General features: G+C 43.0%; 15 protein-coding genes and 2 tRNA genes. 5 read left to right on the top strand and 12 right to left on the bottom strand.

Annotated elements, in window-relative coordinates:
* Positions 1–143 precede the first annotated feature (143 nt).
* Complete coding sequence (locus HMPREF9304_RS05275; protein ID WP_036927119.1) at positions 144–2,063, top strand: glycoside hydrolase family 13 protein; 1,920 nt, start codon at positions 144–146, stop codon at positions 2,061–2,063.
* An 80-nt stretch (positions 2,064–2,143) separates the two neighbouring features.
* On the opposite strand, the gene HMPREF9304_RS05270 is transcribed toward HMPREF9304_RS05275, so the two are convergent.
* Both HMPREF9304_RS05270 and HMPREF9304_RS05265 read right to left on the bottom strand, forming a co-directional pair.
* Positions 2,144–2,920 (bottom strand): glycosyltransferase family 2 protein, encoded by a 777-nt coding sequence (locus HMPREF9304_RS05270; protein ID WP_036927117.1) that lies wholly within the window; start codon positions 2,918–2,920, stop codon positions 2,144–2,146.
* Positions 2,921–4,195: a glycosyltransferase family 4 protein gene (locus tag HMPREF9304_RS05265; protein ID WP_036927115.1), complete on the bottom strand. Its 1,275-nt coding sequence runs from the start codon at positions 4,193–4,195 to the stop codon at positions 2,921–2,923. It lies immediately after the preceding gene.
* Between the two features lie 533 nt (positions 4,196–4,728).
* On the opposite strand from HMPREF9304_RS05265, the gene HMPREF9304_RS05260 reads away from it, so the two are divergent.
* Positions 4,729–5,496 (top strand): ABC transporter ATP-binding protein, encoded by a 768-nt coding sequence (locus HMPREF9304_RS05260; protein WP_036927112.1) that lies wholly within the window; start codon positions 4,729–4,731, stop codon positions 5,494–5,496.
* A 133-nt stretch (positions 5,497–5,629) separates the two neighbouring features.
* Here the strand turns inward: HMPREF9304_RS05260 and HMPREF9304_RS05255 are convergent, their stop codons facing one another.
* The 8 genes from HMPREF9304_RS05255 to HMPREF9304_RS05220 all read right to left on the bottom strand — a co-directional run bounded on the left by HMPREF9304_RS05255 (position 5,630) and on the right by HMPREF9304_RS05220 (position 16,673).
* Entirely contained in the window at positions 5,630–8,176 is a 2,547-nt protein-coding gene (locus HMPREF9304_RS05255; protein ID WP_036927109.1) for a zinc-dependent metalloprotease, read from the bottom strand.
* Positions 8,177–8,200: 24 nt separating this feature from the next.
* Positions 8,201–10,264 carry a methionine--tRNA ligase gene (metG, locus tag HMPREF9304_RS05250; RefSeq protein ID WP_036927108.1) on the bottom strand — a complete coding sequence of 688 codons (2,064 nt, stop codon included), beginning with the start codon at positions 10,262–10,264 and terminating at the stop codon, positions 8,201–8,203.
* Between the two features lie 603 nt (positions 10,265–10,867).
* Complete coding sequence (locus HMPREF9304_RS05245; RefSeq protein ID WP_036927106.1) at positions 10,868–12,052, bottom strand: MFS transporter; 1,185 nt, start codon at positions 12,050–12,052, stop codon at positions 10,868–10,870.
* A 90-nt stretch (positions 12,053–12,142) separates the two neighbouring features.
* Positions 12,143–13,684 carry a YifB family Mg chelatase-like AAA ATPase gene (locus tag HMPREF9304_RS05240; protein WP_025072624.1) on the bottom strand — a complete coding sequence of 514 codons (1,542 nt, stop codon included), beginning with the start codon at positions 13,682–13,684 and terminating at the stop codon, positions 12,143–12,145.
* A 10-nt stretch (positions 13,685–13,694) separates the two neighbouring features.
* The gene (locus HMPREF9304_RS05235; protein WP_036927104.1) at positions 13,695–14,690 is read right to left on the bottom strand and encodes a TlpA disulfide reductase family protein; all 996 of its coding nucleotides are present in this window, start codon (positions 14,688–14,690) and stop codon (positions 13,695–13,697) included.
* Positions 14,691–14,704: 14 nt separating this feature from the next.
* On the bottom strand, positions 14,705–16,378 hold the full coding sequence (locus HMPREF9304_RS05230) for a tetratricopeptide repeat protein (protein WP_036927101.1): 1,674 nt from the start codon (positions 16,376–16,378) through the stop codon (positions 14,705–14,707).
* Between the two features lie 35 nt (positions 16,379–16,413).
* Positions 16,414–16,499, bottom strand: a tRNA-Leu gene (locus tag HMPREF9304_RS05225).
* A gap of 101 nt (positions 16,500–16,600) precedes the next feature.
* A tRNA-Gly gene (locus HMPREF9304_RS05220) sits at positions 16,601–16,673 on the bottom strand.
* A gap of 309 nt (positions 16,674–16,982) precedes the next feature.
* On the opposite strand from HMPREF9304_RS05220, the gene HMPREF9304_RS05215 reads away from it, so the two are divergent.
* Entirely contained in the window at positions 16,983–19,031 is a 2,049-nt protein-coding gene (locus tag HMPREF9304_RS05215) for a protein-disulfide reductase DsbD family protein (protein ID WP_036927100.1), read from the top strand.
* Positions 19,032–19,176: 145 nt separating this feature from the next.
* A complete protein-coding gene (locus tag HMPREF9304_RS05210) occupies positions 19,177–20,469 on the top strand; it encodes an L-cysteine desulfidase family protein (RefSeq protein ID WP_036927098.1) in 1,293 nt (430 codons plus the stop codon).
* 456 nt (positions 20,470–20,925) lie between these two features.
* Here HMPREF9304_RS05210 and HMPREF9304_RS05205 read toward each other — a convergent pair whose 3' ends face one another.
* Together HMPREF9304_RS05205 and HMPREF9304_RS14350 are read right to left on the bottom strand one after the other, a co-directional pair.
* Positions 20,926–25,524 carry a T9SS type A sorting domain-containing protein gene (locus HMPREF9304_RS05205; protein ID WP_156104769.1) on the bottom strand — a complete coding sequence of 1,533 codons (4,599 nt, stop codon included), beginning with the start codon at positions 25,522–25,524 and terminating at the stop codon, positions 20,926–20,928.
* A gap of 146 nt (positions 25,525–25,670) precedes the next feature.
* A complete protein-coding gene (locus HMPREF9304_RS14350) occupies positions 25,671–25,835 on the bottom strand; it encodes a hypothetical protein (RefSeq protein ID WP_154653967.1) in 165 nt (54 codons plus the stop codon).
* Positions 25,836–26,046: 211 nt separating this feature from the next.
* Here HMPREF9304_RS14350 and HMPREF9304_RS05195 point away from each other — a divergent pair.
* A partial coding sequence (locus HMPREF9304_RS05195) for a helix-turn-helix domain-containing protein (RefSeq protein WP_036927093.1) occupies positions 26,047–26,503 on the top strand: 457 nt, incomplete at its 3' end.

Here is a 26,503-nt window from a genome sequence, read left to right as displayed (position 1 = left end):
CTATCAATTTGTTACTTTTTGAAATGTTAAAGGAATTTCGTGGACAGTAGTGATTCGTTTTATTTGTTTCATTTGTTGTTAAACAACCCCTCACAACACATCGTATCAGTCATTTATTCATAAAACCATCAAATAAACATCGTATGAAGAAATCTATAATTATCATGTTTCTTTTGTGTCAGGCGTTCGCAACGAATGCGCAGATACAAATAAACCGCATTGACCCAACCAATTGGTTTGTTGGGATGAAGGATGCGAGTTTGCAACTCATGGTGTACGGCAACGACTTGCACGGCACTCAAGTAACCACCCGTGACACTGGCGTGCGAATAGACAGCGTGGTACAGATGCCCAACGCACATTATTTGTTGGCTTACCTCAACCTGAAAGACGCCAAGCCAGGCACCATCACGCTGTCGTTCACCAAGGGTAAGAAAACAAAAAAGGTGAAATACGAGCTGAAGCAACGGGAGATGAATGGTGACAAACGCATGGGATTCACCAATGCTGATGTGCTGTACATGCTCATGCCCGACCGATTCGCCAACGGAGACACCAAGAACGACCAGATAAAAGGCATGAACAAATATGTCTGCGACCGCACGAAACCCAGTCTTAGACATGGGGGCGACTTGGAGGGCATTCGCAAACACCTCGATTACTTCACCAATTTGGGGGTGACCGCCCTATGGTTCACACCCGTGTTGGAGAACAATTCGCCCGACACCAACGGCTTTAGTACCTACCACGGATATGCCACGACAGATTATTATAAGGTAGACCCGCGCTTTGGCACCAACGAGGAATACCGCCAGCTCATTGACGAAGCCCACCGAAAGGGGCTCAAAGTGGTGATGGACATGATTTTCAACCACTGCGGGTTTGAACATCCGTGGCTCAAAGAGCTGCCCTCTGACGATTGGCTGAATGAGCCTGAGTGGCTCAAGGAAGGCACCGGCTCGGGGCGTGATGAGAAGACCGGCATGCCAAATGGCACAAAAACCAACTCCAAGTATTTGCAGACCAGCTACAAACTCACGCCGGTGTTCGACCCATACGCATCGAAAATAGACCTGAAGGAAACCGTCGACGGATGGTTTGTGCCCTCCATGCCCGACCTGAACCAACACAATCCGCACGTCATCAAGTACCTCATCCAAAACAGTATATGGTGGATTGAGACCGCAGGCATCAACGGCATCCGGATGGACACCTATCCTTATGCCGACCGCAAAGCCATGGCACTATGGATGAAGACGCTCAACGAGGAGTATCCTGACTTCAATGTGGTGGGCGAAACATGGAACACAGAACCCGCTTATACTGCTGCTTGGCAAAAAGACAGTAAGCTGTCGGATATCAACAGCAACCTAAGAAGTGTCATGGATTTTAGTTTCTTTGAGAAAATCAACAAGGCGAAGAATGAAGAAACCGATGGATGGTGGGACGGACTGAACAGGGTTTACAACTCGCTGGCGGAAGATTACCTGTACGAAAATCCAAGAGACGTCATGGCGTTTATCGAGAATCACGACACCGACCGTTTCTTGGGACACGGACAAGATGTAGCCGCACTGAAGCAAGCCTTAGCCCTCTTGCTCACCATGAACCGCATTCCACAGCTATATTATGGAACAGAGGTGCTGCTGAATGGCACTAAAGAAAAGAGTGACGGCGACGTACGTCAGGATTTCCCTGGTGGTTTCCCTGGCGATGCACACACGGCATTCACGGCAGAAGGCAGGTCAAAGGCACAAAACGAAATATTCAACTGGCTCAGCAAGCTGCTGCATTGGCGACAGGGCAATGAAGTGATTACCCAAGGCAAACAGATTCAGTTCATTCCTCACCAAGGAGTGTACGTCTTAGCACGCCAACATCAAGGTAAAACTGTGCTGACCGTACTCAACGGAACATCGAAAGAAGCCCGGTTGGACGTGAAGCGATATGCCGAAGTAATTGGGCAAAACAAAACAGGTGTAGAGGTACAGACAGGAAAAACTATCGATTTGACCGCTGACATACAGTTAGAACCACGCCAAACCATGATTATTGAATTATAAACTTCTATCAGCTATATGGAGGATTGATGTATCTCATATCACATCAATCCTCCAAATATTTTGTTCAAATACACATACTCTTACTTTTTCAACACACTCCTTACCGCAAACCACCCATGCATGAAGAGTGTGGGGAGATAGCCATAATGCGACTCCATGACACGAAAACGCTCTTTCAAAGATGCCTTATGATTTTTCTCGGTCATGCCTCCGTCCAGATAGTTCGCCACTACCGTCTGGACATTGCACAAAGACAGTCCTTGCTTCTGTGCCATTTTCATCACCCTGATACACCAGTCAACATCTGCAGAATAACGATATTTTAATTGATAAGGAACTTGCTTTGCCAAATCCGTGCGTGCATAGAAAGCTTGATGACACACCACCATTCCCTGCATAAACGATTTCCAACTCAACTTCTTAGGTGGAGAAAGTCGACGGTGGCGCACAAATCGCCCCTCTTTGTCTACAATATCTGTATCGCCATATAACACACCAGGCAAGACACTCGCCCCTTCCGCACATGCTGCCACCTGTGTTAAGGTGCTTTCAGACGGAAAGGTATCTCCAGCATTCAGAAACAACACATAATCTCCCGTAGCATGCCGTAGTCCTTTGTTCATCGCATCATACAATCCCTTATCAGGCTCTGAAGTCACCATTACCTGATGTCCGTTGTTTTGCGCTTGCGACTCGGTGGCATAAGTTTGCGCCAATTGCAGCGTTGCATCCGTAGAAGCACCGTCCATTATCAAGTGTTCAACATCCTTGTATGTTTGTTCCAATACACTTCTTAGTGTCCTTTCTATTTCTTTCTCCGCTTGATAGGTACAAGTGATAATTGTAAATTTAATCATCTATTCTTCTTTTTTATTTCTCCATACGGACTGATACACAGCCAAATATCGTTCCGCCACATGCTGTTGTGCATACTCCATCCTTACTTTATGGACACAGTTTTTGCTCAATGTCTCGTAGTCAGTTCCTTTATCCAATATCCATGCCATGCCAGTAGCTAAGGATTGCGCATCTTTATAATGCGCCACATAACCATTCTCACGGTGATCAATCATTTCAGGAATGCCCCCTACCTCAAAACCTACACATGGTACTCCGCACGCCATCGCTTCCATAATGGTATTGGGCAAATTCTCAGAAAGGGAAGGCAGGACAAACAAGTCTACTGCATTGTACACATCCACGATTTTCTTCGTATCATTCACATAACCAAGTGGATAAGTAGGTAAATCAAATTGAGTCGTTATCTCCTCTGCATGACCGCCCAAGACCACCAATCCTACGCTATTTTTCAGCTCAGGTTGCTGCTTAACAAATAGTTGGCACGCTTCTATAAGATACTGAATACCCTTATTAACGTTCGTGATGCGCTGTGAGGCAAACAAAATCAGCTGTTTGTCTGTTGGCAATCCTAATCTTTGGGCCGCTTCGTGTTTACTTGCTGGTGCAAACACATGGGTATCAATAGGATTAGGAATGATAGAGAGGGCTTGCTTTGATAGTAATCCACTTGCCTTTGCCTGCTGTCCCAACCACTCACTACACGTCACAAAATGAATGTTACTCTGTTGGTAAATGGCGTTTTTGCGTTGCCAAATGCGGTGCGATAAATCCGATTTAGAACCTCCACCTGGGAGATAAAAGCAGTTTCCGCATTCTTTCTTAAAATGCGTACATGAAAGACTAAGGTGGCAAATGCCTGTTGCAGGCCAAATATCATGCAGTGTCCACACCACGGGTTTGCCGCTTTCCACTATCTTTTGGATATTACGAAGGGACAACATCCCTTGGTTGATCCACCCCAAATGAATGATGTCTGCCTCTTGAAATTCACGCAGTTGGGTGATGTCTGTTCCGACATTGGCAATATCAATAGCGAACAAATACCGCTTATTAAAATGCAAATGGCAAAAGATGCACCATCGTTCCCACAGGAAATGCCACCGCTTAAGCCACTGACGAGGCAATGCTACTACAGAAAGTTGGTTGGTCTCTTTATCCTTCACCAACATTTTTGCCTTGCATCCAGCCTTGTTCAAAGCCTCCATTAAACGATTAGAAGCCAGTGCTGCTCCGCCCGTTTTCTCACTTGTGTTCACTATCAATATCCGCATATCACTGCTTTATTATAGGGGTAAAGATACATCAATTTACAAAATCCAACAAGAAATTAGTGCTTTTTAAGCCATTCGTTCAGCAATATGACCGCATATAGAAACATCACCACTATTCTATTGATGAAGAAAAACAATATTGTGTGCGAACACAATTTGTTGATATAAGTCAAGAAAGCGCCATTTTTACAAGGAAACAGCATGACATATTTGGAACGAACCGCAAAAGTACATACCTTTGCAACACCAAAAGGTTAATAGATTGTTTAGGTTAGTAGTAATAGATTTAGGTTTTTAGTTATTAGGTTTAAGGTAAATTAAACAGATTGTTTAACAGGTAACAATGGAGGCCGTGAGGTTTTCATTTACTAAGAAAAGTTTTTTAGTTAAACATACTTATACGCTGTAGCTCGAGAAGAGTTACAGCGTATTTTTTTTAACATCGCTATCATCTAAAAAAGAGACACATTTTTAGAATAAAAAAGGAGCGTTGAAGGGAGATATTTTGCTTAAATGCTTATCTTTGCGACACGATGCAAACGATAAAACTCATTGATTTAATAATTGGATACGGTAACCACGCTGTGGTATCTCCTATCACAGCCTCACTGTATAGTGGACAGTTCACCTGCCTATTAGGAGCAAACGGCTCAGGAAAATCAACTCTGTTGCGCACACTTGCGGGCTTTCAACCACCGTTAAAGGGTACGATAAAGATGGCAGGCAAACCACTTCAACAATGGAATCATCAAGAGTTGGCACAAAAAGTAAGTGTGGTACTGACCGAAAAACTCGATCTTAAAAACATTACCGTCTACGAATTAGTGGGCTTAGGTCGCTCACCGTACACGGGATTTTGGGGAGGATTGAGTAAGATGGACGATGAAATTATACAATCCTCCATCGCACTTGTTGGCATCACCCCTCTCTCTCATAGGAAGATACAAACGCTAAGCGACGGAGAGAAGCAAAAAGTTTTTATAGCAAAAGCATTGGCACAACAGACGTCCGTCATCATCTTGGACGAGCCAACAGCCTTCTTAGATTTTCAAAGCAAAGCCGAAACGCTACAGTTGCTTGCACGACTGGCACACAAAGAGGATAAATGTATCTTCTTGTCTATTCACGATATTGAGTTAGCTATCCAAGTTGCAGATAAGATATGGCTCATTGATGACGCTCATCAGCTACAGGTTGGTACCCCCAAAGAACTAATAAATAATGGCATATTCCCCCGTTTCATCGAGAACAGCTCCATACAATTTGATAGTTACCACCAAAAGATTAGAATAAAAAAATAGCCATTTTATCGTTGAGAGGAATCCTTTCACGTCCGATAAAATGGCTGTTTTTTTTGAAATTGTCCATGATAAAGCCTCTCTTCATGATAAGATAAGGCAGTATCTTATCATTGAGACGCTTTATTTTATCTTTTTATTTCACCGAGGTCTGCTTATCTTTAACCCGTTTGATTTGTCGTAACAAGTCTTTGTAGTGCATGGCATTCACGCCTCTACTTTGCGCCTGTTGTGCTTGACAATACGTCTCTACTTTATCCAAAAGCATTTGTACATACAGCAACGCATCACTTGTCAGCGAAGAAGAATTGCCTCCTGAACCCGTCGCAAACATTTGAGAAAGACTGGATGCCCGCTGTGGTTTTTCACTCGGGTTAAGCAGTTGGTCGATACATTGCACAAAACTACGCTCCAAAGTGCGTCGAGTGGTGTTCTTTATATTCTGCTCTGCCGTTAATGGTTTCCACACTGCACGATAAACATCGTCAAGATAATCGGGCAATTGGTACGCTGAAGAGCGATCGAAAGAATCGTTATAAATTTTAGTCAATACGTCTAACGAGAGCAAAGAATTCAGCACACGATTTTGATCACTCGAGATACGAGCAACTGCATTGTCACCTGTGATACTTGTGATATTGTCGGGATACAACCATAATGGTGCATCAAACAACTGACGAGCCAAGAAATCTACTGCTTCTTTCTGACGCTCTGCAGGTGCTACTTCATAGGGTTTAGAACCTGGCAGGTTGTTAAGATAGCGTCCGCCTACATTCTTTAGCACATGATTGATGTACCTACGGAACTGATCACGTACGCTTTCGTGCATCTCTGTGAGATTGTCAAATTGACTATCTGGCTGTTTGGTCCACTTTGGCAGGTTCGTCATGACACGCTGCAAGTTAAGGATACCATAATCAGACGCCTTCACATTGTTATCACCCAAGTCCTCTGTCTGTGAACGGGGGTCTTCATCACGCCCCTCCCCACTGAACCAAAGGCGAGGATTATTTTTCAATACTTTGGTTGTTTCTGCACGTAAGGCTTTGCGTTCTGCAAATTCATCCTTAAATTCTGGGCGATATTGATAGCCCCATTTAATCGCCCACTTGTCATAATCATTGATGCGTGGGAAAAGACCTTTTGACGAAATGCCGTCTTGAGGTTGCGCCACATAGTTGAATCGGGCATAGTCCATAATAGAAACGGTGTGTCCATGCTTCTCTACCCATGCTTTGTCACGCAACTTTTCTACTGGTGTGGCATGGCTGGCTCCCATGTTATGGCGCAAGCCGAGCGTGTGTCCTACCTCGTGAGATGATACAAAACGGATCAGCTCGCCCATTAGTTTATCGTCAAAGGGCATTTTCTGAGCTCGCTTATCAAGCGGACCACACTGTGTCATGTACCATTTGGTGAGCAAATTCATCACATTATGATACCAGCAGATGTGGCTCTCAATGGTTTCACCACTCCGAGGATCGACGACATGGGGACCATACGCATTTTCTATTTCCGCAGGCAAATAACGAATTACATTATAGCGCGCATCGTCCACACTCATGTCTGGTCTGTCTTTGGGCCATTCCTTACCGATAATAGCCTTCTTAAATCCAGCCGCCTCAAAAGCTACTTGCCAATCGTTCACACCTTTAATGAGATAAGGAACCCATTTCTTAGGTGTGGCAGGGTCTATATAGAAGATGATGGGTTTAACAGGTTCCACCAACTCTCCCCGACGATATCGCTGCACATCTTTTGGCACCAAACGAAATCTTCCTATGAATTGTTCACGGTCGGTCTTATGCTGATTATCGTTAAAATACGTCACACGGTCTGTAAAGTACCCCACACGCTCGTCCCAAAGGCGTTTACGCATGGGTATCTTAGGCAACATGACAAAACTGGTGTTAAGTCCTAAGGTCACCGCACCCGTTTGTGCGGCAGCCATGTTCTGTCCCGACGAACTGTAAGTCCGAGTCGTTGCAATCTCGATGTTAATAGGATAAACTTTTAATGTGTCAATAAATGTTCGATCACTCTGCAATCCTCCCAACTTCAACCGCTTGCTAAAGAACTCGGCAAACGACATAACTTTGTTTTCAGACTTAAAGAGTTTGGTAACCTCTATCAAGCTACGCTTTGAATCTTTGTTGGGTCCGATAATCTTAAACGATGCCACAATAGGATCTACTGTTGATGCCTTGAGTGTTCGAGAGATATTGTCCTTCTCATCAGCCAACTGTGATAACACATATACACGTAGCAACATGGTTTTCTCATCTCGTTTTTCAAAGTAGACCGTTGCCTCGTTCATCATTTCTCCTGCATACTTTCCAAAGTTTTGGGGAGTAGCAGTAAGGCGTGTCACCGCCAAGAAATATCGACCTAAAAGACTATCTGGAACTTCAAAATACCATTTATCTTCGATATGGCGAACTGTGAAAAGTCCTTTGAGTTCTGTCCCTCCCTTTTTAAGTAGGTCAGCATACTCATTCTTTTTCTTTACCTTTTTCTTTACATCCACCGAATCTTTTGCCGTGCTGGTGGTATCACGAGGTATCTTCTTTTCTGTCTTAGTGGTATCAACCTTTAATGACGGATAGAGCCATGGGTGAGCCTGAAGAGACAAACCCATGAACAAAAAGAAGAAACTCAATAAGTGTTTGTTGCTTAAAATCATGATTTTTTTGTATCAATAGCTATTTTACATCACCTGACTACCAGGCTTTACAGGATGCTCAATGGTGGTTACGCTCAAAGAACCATCGAAGTCTTCGGCAGACAATATCATGCCTTGGCTCTCAATGCCCATTAACTTGCGAGGTGCTAAATTAGCTATAAAGCACACATCTTTGCCAATGAGTGCCTCGGGGTCATAGAATTTTGCAATACCACTCACAATGGTGCGATCGGTACCTGTGCCGTCATCAATGGTGAACTTCAATAATTTGTTTGCCTTCTTCACTCGCTCGCAATACTTGATGTGCCCAACTCGGATATCAAGTTTCTCGAAATCAGAAAAGTCAATGGCCGGCTTGATGGGCTTTGCCACATAGTTAGCAGCCTCGTTGGCTTTCTTCGTTTCTTCTAACTTTTTGAGTTGAATCTCAATAGTCTCGTCTTCAATCTTTTCAAACAGCAACTCTGGCTCTGCCAAATGATGGTTAGCTTTCAACAAGTCGGTACTTCCCAACTGACTCCAATCACAGGTGTCCATGTTGATGAGTTGCCGAAGTTTCTTGGAAGAGAAGGGCAAGAAGGGTTCAAAGGCAATGGCAAGATTGGCAACCAATTGCAGTGAGACGTATAAAATGGTCTTTACCCGTTCTGGATCGGTTTTCCAAACCTTCCAAGGCTCACATTCAGTGATATATTTGTTTCCTATGCGTGCCAGATTCATGGCTTCTTTCTGCGCATCTCTGAACCTGAACGCATCCATAAGCGTTTCTACTTTTTGCTTTACATCTTTGAACTCTTCGAGTGTTTGCTTGTCGATATCCAACAATTCACCACATGCTGGAACTACTCCCTCAAAATATTTTTTGGTGAGTTGCAACGCTCTGTTTACAAAATTGCCATAAATGCCTACCAATTCAGAGTTGTTGTGCTCTTGGAAATCTTTCCACGTAAAATTATTATCCTTGGTCTCTGGTGCATTGGCTGTCAACACATAGCGCAACACGTCCTGCTTCCCAGGCAGGTCTACCAAGTACTCGTGCAACCATACTGCCCAGTTGCGAGAGGTAGAAATCTTGTCGTTTTCCAGATTAAGGAACTCGTTGGCTGGCACGTTGTCGGGCAAGATATAGCCTCCGTGTGCTTTCAACATGGTGGGGAAGATAAGACAATGGAACACGATGTTATCCTTTCCGATGAAATGTACCAAACGAGTATCTTCATCCTTCCACCATTTTTCCCAAGAACCCCAACGCTCTGGTGCCTGTTCACACAGTTCTTTGGTATTGGAAATATAGCCAATAGGTGCATCGAACCATACATATAGCACTTTTCCCTCTGCACCTTCTACTGGTACAGGAATACCCCAATCGAGGTCGCGAGTCATGGCGCGAGGCTGCAAGTCAAGGTCTAACCAGCTTTTGCATTGTCCGTAGACATTGGAGCGCCACTCTTTATGTCCTTGGAGTATCCACTCTTTGAGCCACTGCTGATAATCGTTCAAAGGCAAATACCAGTTTTTAGTTTTCTTAATGACTGGTTTTGAGCCACTGAGGGTAGATGTGGGATTGATCAATTCTAATGGAGACAGGGCTGTGCCGCAATGCTCACACTGGTCGCCATATGCTCCATCATAGTGACAGTGGGGGCACTCGCCTTTGATGTAACGGTCTGCCAAGAACTGGTGAGCCTCTTCATCATAATACTGTTCAGACTCTTGTTCCTGCAATTTGCCCTCTTCCAGCAGTTTCTTAAAAAAGTCTGAAGCCAACTGCTCGTGCGTCTTCGAGGTGGTACGGGAATAGACATCAAAGCTAATTCCAAATTCCTCGAAACTCTTTTTAATCATAGAGTGATAGCGGTCTACCACATCTTGTGGTGTAATCCCCTCTTTCTTGGCTCTGATGGTGATGGGTACGCCATGCTCGTCGCTACCACCAATAAAGATAACGTCTTGGTTTTTCAGTCGCAAATAGCGAACATAAATATCAGCAGGTACATACACTCCTGCCAAGTGTCCTATGTGAACGCCACCATTGGCATACGGCAAGGCGGCCGTCACGGTTGTGCGTTTGAACTTTTTCTCTTCCATGAGTTTAACGGGTTTAATATTTAAGTGCAAAATTACTACAAATCAAAGAGATAACAAAATAATTGAGAAACTGATTGAAACAAAGAAATACTAAACAATGTTGCGTCTCCCCTGTGTGTACTTGCTATTCTTTAATGCACACTCGAAACCAACTAACGCACCAAATCAAGTTGAGTTTTGTTAAAATAAATGACAAAAAACGAGGGTTTAGAAAAAGACAAAATAGAAAAAAAATGATAGGCACGCTCACTACACAAAAGTGTGAAAATGACAAAATTAAAGTCCAAATAATGTTAGAGCATTGAGTTAAGGGCACTATAAACAACACTTAAAGACTCTATTCACATGAGATAAAAGGGTTAGAACAAAGAGTTAAGGGTACAAAAGCAATCATTTTGGATAGGAAGAGAGGCAAGTTAAGCGCTTAATAGCATGCGAAAGAATTACAACTCGCTGATAAACAGCTTCTTATAAAAGTCTTGAAATACTGCGATATTTGCGACGCATTGCAAGGTTAGTATCAAATACGCGAGTTTTGAAGAGGCTGTTGTCAAGAAAAATACCATTTATTAGCGTGGCGATTTACGTAACGAAAGTACAAGCTTAATTTGCAGTATGTCCAATTTTTCGCAAGGTGTAACGTGCAAAGATAGAAATGATTATTCCTGGTATTACCAACAGTGTTGCATACCATAATAGAGAGCATGTCCCAAAGTGTATCAATAGCAGTCCTGCAATCCAAGTTGTAATCATAATAGAGAGATTAAACATGCACGACTGCACCGACATTGCCACATCCTTGGCATGTTCTACCTGATTACCCACAGCAGCTTGAAACAATGTAACCAGTGGACCATATAACAGGCCCCACAAGAAAAACCCCAACTGGGTAATTACATTGACACCTCTGAAAAAGAAGAAAAGCAACATAACAATACCAAGTAGGGAAAACGTAAGCACTGAAAGTTCACGCAAATACTTATCAATATATTTAGTGACAACAACAACAGAAATCAGCGATCCAATACCAAAAATGAATAATGCCATCTCAACGCCACCTTTAATACCTACCTCTACAACCAATTGAGTGATGTAGGTATAGACCCCATAATGAGCACAAACCCCCAAAAAGGTGAGCAGAATAATTAGTACAATAGATTTATTCTTGAGCATGACAAAAGGCGAAGTGGTCGATGTGAGTTTCTCACCTGGAGTTGAAGGAAGCATTAAAATTGACAACACTGCAATGAGAACCACCAAGAGTCCTAAGATAATGAACTCAATGCGCCATCCAAATCGGTTACCGATAAAGGTCATCAATGGCATTCCAAGACTAATACCTAAGGTGTTGCCTGCCATAATAACCGCCACGGCTCTACCTTGATAACAAGATGGAACGAGTCGTAAACCAAAAGCTGAAATCATGGGCCACATGACTCCTGCACTGATCCCTCCAAGGAAACGCAGTGCCAATATCAGATAATAGTTATGCACCAAACCCGAAAAAATGTTACAAACCGCAAAGCCTATCAGCAAGAATAATAATACTTTTTTGCGATTAAACTGCATCGATAAAGAAATAAGCGGAATGCAAAAGATAGCAGAGGACAGCGCATATAATCCAATCAACCTACCGCCTTCTACTTCGTTGATATCCAAATCTGCCATTATCTGTTGTAATACTCCCGAAGGCAAAAGCTCTGACAAAATTCCCACAAAGGTAACTGACGACATCAATATTATCAGTATCCACGGAAATATTTCTGTCGTTTTATTTTGGTGTATCATTCAGTTAATGGTTTATATTATGCGCTTGCAAAGTTAATCATTTAAGATGGCAACTGATAGAACTTACCTTAAACGAATCTAAAAAAACACTTATCTTTCCGCCCAATCACCACGATCTAAATTGCGATAACTAATCGCCTCAGCCAAGTGTTCGGTCAATACTTCTGGAGACGCTGATAAGTCTGCAATGGTACGAGCGACCTTCAAAATACGACTATAAGCACGAGCTGACAGGCTCATTCGTTCCATAGCAACTCGCAACATCTCTACCCCATCCTGATTGGGTTCAGCGTATTGATGTATCATGCGCTCGGTCATCTGGGCATTACAATAGATACCCTTGTGGTTTTGAAATCTCTCTGTCTGTATGGCACGTGCTTTCAGCACCCTTTGCCGAATATCTGCACTCGGCTCTCCCGGCTTTGTTCGAGAGATGTCCTTAAAAGGTACGGGGGTAATTTCGCATTGAATATCGATGCGATCCAGCAACGGTCCACTGATTTTGTTCATGTATCGCTGTATTTGCCCTGGTGTGCAGACGCAAGTATGTGTGGGGTCGCCATAATAACCACAAGGACATGGGTTCATGGAAGCAATAAACATGAAATTGCAAGGATACTCAATGGTGTATTTGGCGCGCGATATTGTAATCTTTCTATCTTCTAAGGGTTGGCGCAATACCTCTAAAGTTGTTTTCGAAAATTCGGGTAATTCGTCACAAAACAAAACGCCATTATGCGCCAAGGTGATTTCCCCAGGTTGCGGTGTACTTCCCCCTCCCACCAGTGCCACTTCGCTAATGGTGTGGTGAGGAGACCGAAATGGTCGCTGGGCAATTAAAGATGTTCCTGTTCCCAATTTGCCCGCTACGCTGTGTATCTGTGTGGTTTCCAAACTCTCAGAGAGCGTGAGCGGTGGGAGTATCGTGGGTAATCGTTTTGCCATCATTGACTTTCCACTGCCAGGAGGGCCAATCATAATCAAATTATGACCTCCAGCAGCAGCCACTTCCAATGCACGCTTCACATTCTCCTGCCCACGTACATCACTAAAATCAAGATCAAACTTATACTGATGCTCATAAAACTCTGCCCGAGTATCGATGACTGTCGGTTGGAACGTCTTGGTGCCTGTTAAAAACTGAATAACGTCAGCCATAGAATCCATACCATACACATCAAGTTGATTCACCACTGCGGCCTCTCGAACATTGGCAGTAGGAACGATAAGTCCTTTGAACTTCTCTTTTCTGGCACGTATGGCGATGGGCAATGCCCCTTTCACTGGTTGCAAAGTACCGTCCAAACTCAATTCGCCCACCATCATATATTGCCCCAAGATTTCGGACGTAATGCTCCCATTGGCTGCTAAGATGGCAATGGCTAAAGGCAGGTCGAAACTACTACCCTCTTTTCTAAGGTCAGCAGGAGCCATATTTACCGTAATGTCTGCATGGGGAAATTTATAGCCGTTGTATTGCATGGCAGAGGCGATACGGCTTCTTCCTTCTTTTACGGCTTCGTCGCCAAGACCTGTAAAATGATACATCACCCCATTGGTAAGGCTAACTTCAATGGTGACAGTTGTCACATCTAATCCATTGACTGCCGCACAATACGTTTTAATGAGCATAATAATTGGTTTATAGAAGCGTCTTTATCTTTGATACAAGAGCCTCTGTGTCAAGTCCACGCGCTACAACGCGTCCGTTTTTCAATAGTATGTTATCTGGAATAGACGAAAGTCCTAATTGATGAGCCAACTTGCTTTCAAACATTTGTTCATCACATACATTAGACCACTGGATAGAATCTCTCTGCAAAATATCCCGACAATCTTTCTTGCTGGCATCTAAGGAAATGCCGACCACCTTCAGTTTGGCGCCATTCTTCTTTTGCAAATCGTGTATTTGGCGCAACATGTCTAAGCTTGGATAATTCCAAGAAGCCCAGATATGAATGACCACAAGGGGACTCTGACTAAGAGCAGAAGAGGTAATGGTATTCCCTTTTAGATCGATGGTTGTGAAAGAAGGCAATGTGCCACCTTGTACAATATGACCAGCTGACAACTGTTTTTGTAATTTTATCAGCGAAACATTGTTGGTTTGGTGTTTCACCATGACATCTACCAACTGCTTTGCTTTGGCGTAATCGGGCTTTGGAGTTTTCAAAAAATACTTCATTACCAAATATTGAGCACCGATAAGTTGAGGATTATCGTGTACATATTCCTCCACATATTTAAGAATTTCAGGTGGCGAAGCATTGGAGATTTTCTTGCGGAACTTTGACATCGTCTCATTCTCTTTCGTTCCATCTACTTGCAGTTCTTTTAGTCGTGAGGCATCGCCCTTGACATCGACCGACTTACCAGGCTGTGCAAAAACTGGTTGCTCTGAAAAATTAGGGAATACAATCAATAGGATTCCTTCTTTTTCACAAGGAATCTCGTAAGTAAATCGTCCGCCTTGAACCTTAATGGTGTCCAAGCCATCGATGATACCATCAGGACTATAAACGTAAAACTCACCCTGGTTCATGTGCAAAAGCTGTCCATCAAGCTTAAAATGGTGGCTATCTGTTCCACACGACACACAAACCAGCGTGAGCAAAATAAGGTATGCAATATGCTTCATTGCAAAAATAAGTCTTATCTCAAGATAGACAATTCAAGATCTTGATCAGCGTATGTTTTCAATGCAGGATTTTTCTTTAGAGCGTCTTTCAAATAAGAATCGGCAGCAAACTTATTGCCTCGACGAGCTGCTACAATGGCATGCAAATAATCGGTCATGGCATTGGGATTCTTCACATTGTCCAATGTTGCGGCAGCAGCGGCATAGTTCTTATTCATCAACTGTGCCAAAGCAGCACTATTGCTGATAATGCCTTCGAAATCTTTTTCTGCTTGAGCGTAATTTCCCTTCGCCAAATTGAGACTACCGATAGCTACATTGATGTTCTGATCACCTAATGCCTTCGCAATATCCGTCTCTGCCTCTTTCAGGTTGCCATTCTGTAACTCCAAAATACCCAAGTTTGCTAAAGCCTCTGACGCTTGTGGGTTGATACGCAATGCCTGTTCGAGATAGCGTGTTGCACCCATTTCATCGCCTTTCATAAATGCCATCGTAGCTAAGTTGTTGAAAGCACGATAATCTTTGTCATAGTAAGAAGCTGTGCGCTTATAGATTTCTTCTTTTTCTGCTTGATTGTCTACCAACGAAGCATAATATAACATTTCATCGGCACTCAACTTCGTAGCATCTGTCGCATATTGCTCTTTAATTTGATCGTCACTTCTACCAATTGTTTCATAATTGATGATTAAGCGTGAACGACGCAATTCGGGAAGAATACCATCTGCCAATTCGCGGAAAGCCTGGCTCATATTGCGAATTTGCTGTTCTCTCTGCTCGGGATCTTTATACATTGACAGCACACGCAAGATAACATCTTTGTCTTGAATATTGCTGGCTTGCACCAACTTCTGGAAACCATCCCAGTCTTGAGCCGTATAATGCGCGTCAATACCTGTGGCAACTCCCGTTTGTTTGAGTTGAGACTTCACGTAAGTCTCTGATGTGTTTTGGCGTTTGTTGGCAAGTTTATCATTAAAGCTATACCCACCTTCAGGAGACGCATAAGCCTGAACTTCCACATTACGAATGTTCAGTTTCTCGCGATCTGCATTGATGCGTTTGAGCATGGCAACGAACTCTTGCACAGAGTTGTTTTTCAATTCACTTCTTCGCAGATTGGCTTGATTAACCAAGAACTTAATATTAGCCTCTTGTTTCTTGGCATTCACCCGCTGAAAACTATCAGGTGCCAAGCATCCACCATCACTCAACAAAAGCTGTTTGTACAGTTCAGAGGTCGCAATGACACCAGTAGCCACTTTCACAGCAGGGATTTTCACTGTCTTATTTCCTCTTTTTGCCATGAAAGTTAAGTACATCTCACTTTGTTGCATGGCTGGAACAAAATCGAAAGCTGTCTTCATGGTGTAACGACCCCCTAAGCGATAGGAAATCATCTGGTCATTTCCCAATACTTTTTCTCCCTGGAACGTGGTAGCAGCTCCTTTTGCAACCTGTCCATTTCCATATCTTAGTTCAGGAACAACCGTTACTACTGCATTTTTCTTCATATATTTTTCAGGGAACGCTCCATTAATGGTAGCTGGTACTTGACCGCCTTTTGTTTCTAATGGGTTGGGAGTAACGGTAAAATTGTTAGCCGACAGCGGACCCATTTTTGAACATGAACTGAATGCGAAAGCTGCACATACAGATAAAGTAAAGATGAGATTTTTGCACATAGTAATAAATAGTAATAATATTTTTCTTGAAAGTGTGCCGCGAGCGGGACTCGAACCCGCACAGCCATTACTGGCCAAGGGATTTTAAGTCCCTCGTGTCTACCAATTCCACCATTGCGGCAAATCATTCATATCGTCATCTTCTATTGCTTGTCAACGAAAGAAGCCACTTTCTTAGATATGACTAACAAAGATGATAACTTTCCAAAAGTGTAAAAAAAGAGCGGCAAACGAGACTCGAACTCGCGACCCCAACCTTGGCAAGGTTGTGCTCTACCAACTGAGCTATTGCCGCATTTTTTACAGTTTGCAAAGGTAGCATATAATCTTGTAAGTCACAAAGATTTTCACACATTTTTAATATTTTATTTCTTCAATTTCAAAATGAGTACACCAACCTTCTTTTTTTTACAAATATACATTTGTCTATTTCGCTATAATTATATATTTTTGCACCAATGTCTTTTTAGATACGAAAGACTGGACTCAAAATACTTGAAAAATGTGCCATCATGGTTGCATAAAAAAGCGAAGTATAGACACAAAGCGTTACGCTACATCAATAATAAATGACTATCCTATAATAAAATAAAACGAATATCAAATGAAGAAGAGATTAACACTGGCAATGCTGTTATTCATTGCATTGTTTGCCAATGCGCAGATGGTAGATCCCATACAGTCATCGGCTCAACTTAAAACGAATAATTCTGCAGAAGGCGAAATTATATTTAGCCTCAAGATTGACAAAGGATGGCACGTCTATTCTACCAACTTAGGCGCAAGTGGTCCTATCGAAGCCACTATTCACGTAAACAAGATGGATGGCGTAGAGAAGGTGGGAAAAGTAATGGCACGAGGCAATGAAATCTCCAAGATGGATAACCTCTTTAATATGAAGCTACGTTATTTTGAAAATAATGCGCAGTTTGTACAGAAAGTGAAATTCACCAAACCCAAATACAACTTGGATGTTTATTTGGAATTCGGTGCCTGCAATGACGCCACTTGCATGCCTCCACAAGAAGTATCTTTTAAGAAGTCAGGGACAGCACCTAAATTTGACGCAAAGGCTGCAACCTCTCAAGAAGAAAAAAAGGTAGCTACAGAAGAGCAAGAGACATCTCTTCCTGCTACGGACACCACACAAGTCCTGCCTCAAGACTCTGTCAAAGAGGCTGCTGTAGACTCTTCTGCGACTGCCGTTGGCACTGATTTATGGCAACCTGTTATCCAAGAACTGCAAGCACAAGATGGCCGTTCAGAAAAAAAAAGTTCTATTTGGTATCTCTTCATCATGGGATTTGCGGGTGGACTGCTGGCTCTTTTCACTCCTTGCGTATGGCCTATCATCCCCATGACCGTTAGTTTCTTCCTCAAGCGTAATAAGGATAGAGCTAAAGGAATGCGCGATGCCATTACTTATGGATTAGCCATTATTGTAATTTTCCTATCGTTAGGATTGATAGTCACCGCACTTTCCGACCCACATAAGCTAAACGAATTAGCCACCAGTGCTGTCTTCAATATTTTCTTCTTCCTCCTTTTAGTGGTGTTTGCGTTGTCTTTCTTTGGATGGTTCGAACTGCGATTGCCTGAATCTTGGGGAAACAAGATGGATAGCAAGGCTTCCTCGACAACTGGTCTGCTATCTATTTTCCTCATGGCATTCACCCTTGTATTGGTATCTTTCTCCTGTACAGCTCCTATCGTAGGCTTCTTATTGGTACAAACGGCAACCTCAGGCAACTGGATTGGCCCTGCCATTGGCATGTTTGGCTTTGCCTTGGCACTCGCTCTCCCCTTTACATTGTTCGCACTGTTCCCCTCTTGGCTCAAACAAGCACCTAAGTCGGGTTCTTGGATGAATATCATCAAGGTAACACTGGGATTCATTGAATTGGCTTTTGCGCTCAAATTCCTCTCCGTTGCCGATTTGGCGTACGGCTGGCACATTCTCGATCGTGAGGTCTTCCTCTCGTTATGGATTGTCATCTTTGGTATGATGGGACTCTATCTCATTGGTAAACTCAAGTTCCAAAGCGACATGATTGGCGGTCAAGACAAGCCTATGCCGGTAGCATGTATCATGCTTGGCATGATTTCCTTGGCATTTACAGTTTATATGGTGCCAGGACTTTGGGGCGCACCCGTAAAGGCAGTCAGTGCTTTTGCACCACCTATCAACACACAGGATTTCAACCTGAATCAAAAAGAGGTGCATCCTGCCTATACCAACTACGAAGAAGGCATGGCAGCTGCTAAAGCACAAGGGAAGCCTGCTTTCGTAGATTTCACTGGATTTGGCTGTGTCAACTGCCGTAAGATGGAAGCTGCAGTGTGGACAGACCCATCGGTAGCCGAAATTCTCACCAAAGATTATGTGCTCATCTCTTTGTTCGTGGACGACAAAACGCCACTCAAAGAGCAAATAGAGGTTATCGATAACGGAAAGAAACGCACTTTGCGCACCATTGGAGACAAGTGGAGCTATCTGCAAAGCAATAAGTTTGGGGCTAATACCCAACCTTTCTACGTTCCTCTTGACAACAACGGGAAACCTTTAGCTGGCTCTTATAGTTATAAGGAAGACGTTTCTGCTTATCTTGATTTCTTGCATAAGGGGTTAGAGCAATATCAGAAACAAGACTAAGATTTCTACCTTTATAGGACAGGATAGACTGTTTTTCAATGCTACATTGACGGGCATTCAAAAAACAGTCTATCCTCTTCCTAACCAAACCGACACACACGTATTACCTACAAAACACATATCTCTTTTTAGACCCTATAAAGAAATGCTCGAAGAAAACACCAGAAAACAAATTATCCAACTCATTCAGCAAGAAGTAGTCCCTGCCGTTGGATGCACAGAACCTATGGCTGTGGCACTCTGCACGGCGAAGGCAACAGAATTATTAGGTTGCCAACCCGAGAAGATTACGGCTCTGCTAAGTCCAAATATCTTGAAAAATGCCATGGGAGTAGGCATTCCTGGCACCGGCATGATAGGACTTCCCATCGCCATTGCCTTGGGTGCCATTGTTGGTAAGTCGGAGTATCAATTGGAAGTGATTAAAGACCTAACTCCTGAAACGCTGGATGAAGGAAAAAAATATGTCAAAGAGAATAGAATCTCCATACAACTGAAACATGACATTACCGAGAAGCTTTACATTGAAGTTATCTGCGAGGCTGGTGAGAACCATGCCACAGCCGTCATCGCAGGAAGTCACACCCAATTCATTTACTTAGAGCAAAACAACCGTCCCTTACTTCAACAAGCGCATTCCTCAAGTTCTGAAGCACAAGGAGATGATATACAACTGGACTTTAGAATGGTCTACGAGTTTGCGACCACCACTCCATTACAAGAAATCACCTTTCTATTAAAAACTAAAGAATACAACATGGAAGCGGCGGAACAATCCTTAAAGGGGAATTATGGTCACTGTTTGGGCAAGACTATGGAACGACCGCTAAGCCGTGGTATCTTTGGCAATAGCATTTACTCACACATCATTTCCAAAACTGCCTCGGCATGTGACGCACGAATGGGTGGCGCTATGATACCAGTAATGAGCAATAGCGGCTCTGGCAACCAAGGAATCTGTGCCACAAATCCCGTTGTAGTGTATGCAAGTGAAAACGAAAATACTGAAGAAGAACTGATACGTGCACTCACGTTAAGTCATCTTACCGTTATCTATATCAAGCAAAGCCTCGGCAAGTTGTCAGCCCTTTGTGGTTGCGTGGTTGCAAGCATCGGGTCGAGTTGTGGTATCACCTATTTAATGGGGGGCGACTATGCGCATATCTGCTACGCCATTAAAAACATGATTGCCAACCTAACCGGTATCATTTGCGATGGAGCGAAACCCAGTTGCTCATTAAAAATCAGCTCTGGCGTCAGCACAGCAGTACTCTCAGCATTGCTATCCATGGAGAACAAGCATGTCACCTCAGCCGAAGGCATCATTGACGAGGATGTAGATCGCTCCATCCGTAACCTTACCAGCATCGGTAAGGACGCCATGAACATAACCGATGAAATGGTATTAAAAATCATGACATCCAAACAGCACTGTTAAAGTTGCGTCTATCAACTAAGTAAACAACGCAAGTTCAGACAAATCAAGCTTAACGCATTTGTAGCATTTGTCGAAAACTTGCGTTTATCTTTTGCTTAAATATGCGAGCCGTTCTGCTTATTACATTCGCTATTTAACTTCTCCCTTATGAGTCATGAATTGTTTTACCGCAGAGGATTAGGATACAAAGGTATGACGAACAGCGAAAGAAAAGTACAAAAATATTTGTAATATTAAAATAGACTCCCTTCCTGAGTTTGTCTGATAATACGCATAGTAAGAACCAAAAGAGCTGAAGAAACGCTCTTTTTTGTTTCTTCAGCTCTACGTGTAGTAGTCTATAAATTCATTCCAATTATCTGCATATCGCGACTTTTCTTGAAGAAGCAGCCTTTTATCTATATGCAGGAAAAGACGAAGATTAGATTACATACTTTCCATTTTTTCTCTTACAGCTTAATCGGTGATGACCAGCTTTCTGCCCTTCTTGTCAATACTATCTTTCTTAACGACGATGTAAACTCCTGGTGCCAATCCTAACTTGCGGAATGTTCTTTCATTTGACAGACTGACATCTTTCACCAGAACCCCTGCGAGGTCATAGATGTGGAAATCTCCTGTCAATGTTTCGCTCTGGAGGTCGATGCCTGTCTTGATGTCCTCAAACATGGTTGCAGAAGTATTCATCAACACAAATCTGTTCTGGTTCATACTCTTGACATCTGTCGCGAACGAATAAGAGAGCGTGTCGGCATCAAAAGGAGTGATAATCTTTGATTGACAGTCTACCAATTTAAGATTTTCATATTGTTCAAGTCCCTTTTTGGTTGCCTTGATGCAATATGTGCCTGGCTCGGAAACTCTCACCGTGATGTTTGCCTTAGTAATATCGTTAGTTGTATTGACTTGCCAGATGCCATCTTTCGTTGTAGAATAAATAGCTGTCGGCATCATTTCGCCACCGAGCTTGCTACCATCCCAGCCATTGTCAAATCCTTCTGTTGCATTTTCTGATTCGCAAAGCCACATTTGGTCGCCAGCTTTCTCACCCAGAAGAACAAGCTTGACAAATCCTGTGGGTTGATTATTTGCCATCTCGTATGCCTTAGCTCTTTGCGGAAGTGATGCTGTCGTCATGACATTATTGTTATAACTCAATTTCACCTCTGTAGGAGTGGTGCTGTAAACGGTTTTGTCTTTCGTATATTTGAGGAGGAAGCCCTGCATAGAAGGAATTTCATTCATGTCAAGTATTGCTGCTATATCGATTGGAACAGCCGTGTAGGTGCCAGCACCTTTTGCATCTTTATTGCTTAGCGTAGCAGTCCAGTCTTTTCCACTTCCTGTATTATAGAGATAAACCGTTTTTTCTAAGTCGTCTGGCATTGTAATCGAACTGATCTTGATTGGCGCAGTAAATGAATTGCCAAACAAATTCTGTCCTAATCCCCATCTAACGAACGACTCTTCGCCAGTTGCACCTTCCACCTTGGCAGCCTCGCGGGTGAGTTTCAATGTAACATCGTTATAATTGAGGTAGCCTCGCAGTGGCATTGTTCGCGGTTCGTCACGACGAATGGAATATGCCTTGAATGCATGCATCGTTTCACCTTTTGCCACGTTTCTAAACTTACGGTAAAACATCTTTTTTGCATTGTGCGCCTCATCATAAACATAGAGCCTTGACTTCGGGAATTGTGCTGCCGACATTTCCGCAAACGGTATTCCGAAGAACTGATCCGTCGAATTAATATAAAGCGTTTTTCCGAACGTCGGTGAACCCGTGAGATTATCTTTCCAAGTCTCATTTACTGCCTTGGTAAGTACGTTCATCTGAACTTCCGCATAAATCTTGTCTTTCTCTACTCCTTGATAGCGTGCGACAAATGTTCCGTTTGCCTTGCCATTAGAACCTGCTTCTATTTTTAGACGCACAGGGGCATATTTTCCGTTATTATCTTTCTGATGTTCAAATCCCACAGTTGAGGTTTTTACATATAAAGCGGAGCCCTGAGGAATAACCATGGCCTTTTGGCTTTCATTAACGAGATTTGTTGCAGTGAAATTCAACGGCAGTCTTTCTGTGCCGGTCAGTCGGCAATCGTTCACCGCTGCGTGGCCGTTGTTGTTTTCCTCGGTTGCAAAAACAATGTCTTCCCCTTCTGCAGGAACTTTGTTAGCTGTCCAGTTTGATGCAACGCTGAAGTTGTCACCATTGTTCTCATCGGTGCTTCCCATCCAGTAGTTCTTTTGCTCATTGCGAGTAACAACAAATTTTACCAGTCTTGTTCCTCCCGAAGAACCCGAACATGAGGTGTTGTCGGTAAACTGAGTCCGGATTTCATAAATATATGTTCCTGGCTCCGTGAAAGTAACGTAAATATTATTACCTTTTTGCTTCAATTCGTCCTTTCCGTTCGTGATATCATACCAAGCAACATCGTAAACGTGGTTTGAAACGGGGAGAGAAACTTGCAATGGCTTCATACCATCAGTAATGTCTATATAGACATTATCTTTCACCTCATAACCTGTAGGAGTTTTCACAATGACTTGAGGAAGGTCAGCCGTTGTCAGGTCAACAACCTTTTTCATGTTGCAACTGCCTTCAGATCCATAAACAATTTTAACAGCGTAGATGCCTTTTACAAGATCTTTCCATACCACATTTGCCTGTTCAGTAGAATTCACTGTGTAAGTTTGGATGGCAGATCCTTGTGGGTTTCCGTTTGCATCTGCTTTATAAAGTTCATACGTAGCCGGCATGGTAACTGTCTTTCCACTTTGTAAGGAGACAGATATATTACCTTTCTTCGCATTAACATCACAAGAAGCTCCAGTCACATCAAAAGCATTCACCTCGCTTGGCTTAAAGACAAACTTGTATGACTTTGCCCAATAAGGGTCAGGCTGATCCACAGGCTTCCAAGAAGCGGTGCCATCATTCTTATGGATGTTCATGACCTCATTAATAGCATATGTGCGTTTTTCTTTTGCAATTGCCGAATAAACCTCTTCGTCTCCAGGAGACCATATATCGGCACCGCTAGAAATATAGGGATAATAACTGATGCCGAAATAGACGTCGTCTTTCAAATCACTCGGTTTGTCAGTACTGTAAGTCCAATCGTCGGAAGTAGAGCTTTTAACTTTTTGGGTAACATATCCATACTGCAAAGTTGATCTGGAATACAAAACCTTGTCCTCAGTAGTCCCAAAGTCAAAATTCACCTTGTTGCTTTGGTTATCACAACTGTATTCAACCAAGACTCCCTCGCCAAACCCATGGTCTCTTCTCGGCTTATAAGTCATCAAGTTGTCGTCTTCAATTGTGATCCGGGTGTCGCTTGTTCTTCCGCATTGGTCCTTTAACGTAAACACATAATCACCTGCCGGCAAATCTCCGATATTGTAGTGGCCGTTTGGCTTGGTGAAGTCTATCGTCTGCGGGAAGTTGATTGTTTTTTGATATTCGTGGTCGTCACCAAAATCAGTGATCATAAAGTTCTTCTTGCCATCAGGCCTGTTTACAATCACTTGGAAAGGACCTTCCAAGTTGATAGTAGAGAAAACGATGCCGGCTGTGTTGCCGTGGATACCCAAACTCTTTCTTTGAAATGTCCTGTAGCGCGGTTTTGACGCATAATAAGCCATATCCGGCTTGGGATCACTAAAAATAAATTCGTGTTCAAAATCTGTTAGCGGGTTACCTGTGGAATAAACCATCTTGTACACACCAGGCCCAGGTAAATGGAATGTGAATCTTTTTTCGATATCAAATTGTTCTGTCCACATGGGGACCTCCATCAAGGGCTCGGAAGGATAGGTGTGGTCGGCGTTTCGCTTATAGATTTTTGCATTGCGATGCTCCTCGTCCATAAAATAATAAACACGCTGACCACCCAAAGACTTTCTTCCTTCAAAACTATAACACAATTCATAAGATGTGTCTTTCCATCCACAATCATCTGTCGGTGTTCCATACGTCCATGCTCCGCGCCACAACATATCTCTCACAGTAGTGTCCCAAATACGGAACCACTCTGTTTTTTCTCCCCCACAAAGCCACGTAAATTTAATTTCATAATTCCGATTCTTTTCGAATTTTAAGTTTCCTTTGCCAAAGGGGATTTTAAAGAAATAACGACAATATCCGCTCCAAAATTTAGTGGTATAAGCGGGGGCATATTCCAATGGATACCAATTTCCATCAGCACCTTTAATTTTAACAGTTTCGACCAACTTATCCAATGCTTCCTTCAAGCCTTTCTCGTCATCGCATGATATCTTAAAAGACTTATAGTAGTCGAATGTGTCCTTCCCCGTGCGCTTGACAAAATACATGGTTCCGTCTGAATAGAATTCTGGAGAAACAGAACTGATAGAACCGCTGGAAGCAGATACTTTCCTGCTCTTTACATCGGTCACCTCAACAGTCACATTGTCGCCATCTTCTAAATTGTCGATGACCCAACCCCTATCGGAGGTATTTTCTTTAGTTCTGATGTCGCTTCCTCCTCTATGATGTTTAATGGTTGCTTTATAGCTGAAGGGTTTTGCACCTCCTGCCAACTCAACATTTACATATCCAGGAGATCCGCATGTCACATCCTTTTTTGTCAGGGTTAATTTCGGAGCCGGCGGTTCTGGTAATTCCACCACCTGAATGGCATGCAAATAGGTGTGTCCGCTGCCATCTGTTTGTTGGAAATACACCTTATAGTCGCCTGCCTTGACGTTGTTCCAAGTGATTTCCCAAACGTTGGGATTTGTTGATTTTTGTATGAGCACATTGTCCAACAACTGTGTGGTTTCACCCATCACCAATTTGTTTTCATCCGTCGCCAAACGCAATTGCGCCTGTCCGTTGGGAGCTTCGTTGTCTTTGAGCGTAACGGTCAGCGTGATGCTGCTGACTTTGTCTCCTCCCACGTCCACTTTCGACACCTTACTGTTCGAAGGAGTCACGTCCACATATTCAAAAGCCGACATGGGCAAGCAGAAGACCAAGAGCATGAAGATTGTAGATGCGGTTATGTGTAAAAACTGCTTCATCTTTGTCATAAAATTAAATCGAAGTAAAAAATCCGATGTGTTTATGTTTTTTATTATGGAGAAATAAATGATTATTTTTAACTGTCTGTACATAGTGGTCTCCTCCGCTACCTACCACAGCATCATAGCTTGAGCCAACAACCTGTTTAGGGATCGGGCCATTTCCAACTTTGGGAATCTTCATCCCAAACCATTCCGTCTTCATAATCATCGCCTTGCACCTCTGCATCGTTCTGCGAACCAATATTCGGACCGGGCATGTACAAAGGAAGCAATACGATAGATGGCGTTAAATACTTCTTATTGTTCATCTCATTTGCTTTTTAGGGGATATGCCAAACAGGCACACCTGCAAGTTACAAAACGAAGTGCAATAAAAGAGTAGGCCTCGCCGAGCGATGCAGACGTTCTCGAAGCGTAGCGAGAGGTTGTCTGCATCGCTCGGCGAGGAAAAAGAAACAACCAGCAATACAAATAAAAAAGGGAGACCTCTGTCTCCCCAAGATTAATTAACTTTGTATTGTGAAATATCATCAATTAACCTCGGAGCAAAGGTCGCAAATTTTCGCCTTACTCCAAAAGAAAACAGGGAGAAAAGAAATTGCCGCAATCATCGGCATCAGTCAGTCAACACTCTCACGTGAAATCAAACGCAACAGTACGTCATCGGGAAAGTATATTTGGACAAAGGCGCACGATATGGCTATGCAGCGCAGAAAGAGAACGGTAAAGAACGCCAGGCTCTCCGACGAATTAGTCTGGAGGATTAAGGAATATATCACCAATGACCAGTGGTCTCCACGACAAATATCAGGTTATCTGTGCAAGANTGAGGGGATAAAGGTGTCCCACCAATCCATTTATAATATCATCCATAATGATACAACAGGGGAACTTGCCAAACACACAAGNCATAAGATGAAATACAGGNATCGTCCCAAGGGCAGACATCTTCCAATTAAAGACAGGTTGAGTATCC

It is taken from the genome of Hoylesella timonensis S9-PR14 (genome assembly GCF_000762405.1).
GTDB lineage: Bacteria > Bacteroidota > Bacteroidia > Bacteroidales > Bacteroidaceae > Prevotella > Prevotella timonensis_A.
Note: the sequence above shows the minus strand (reverse complement) of the source record. Positions and strands in the feature narration are given on the sequence as shown.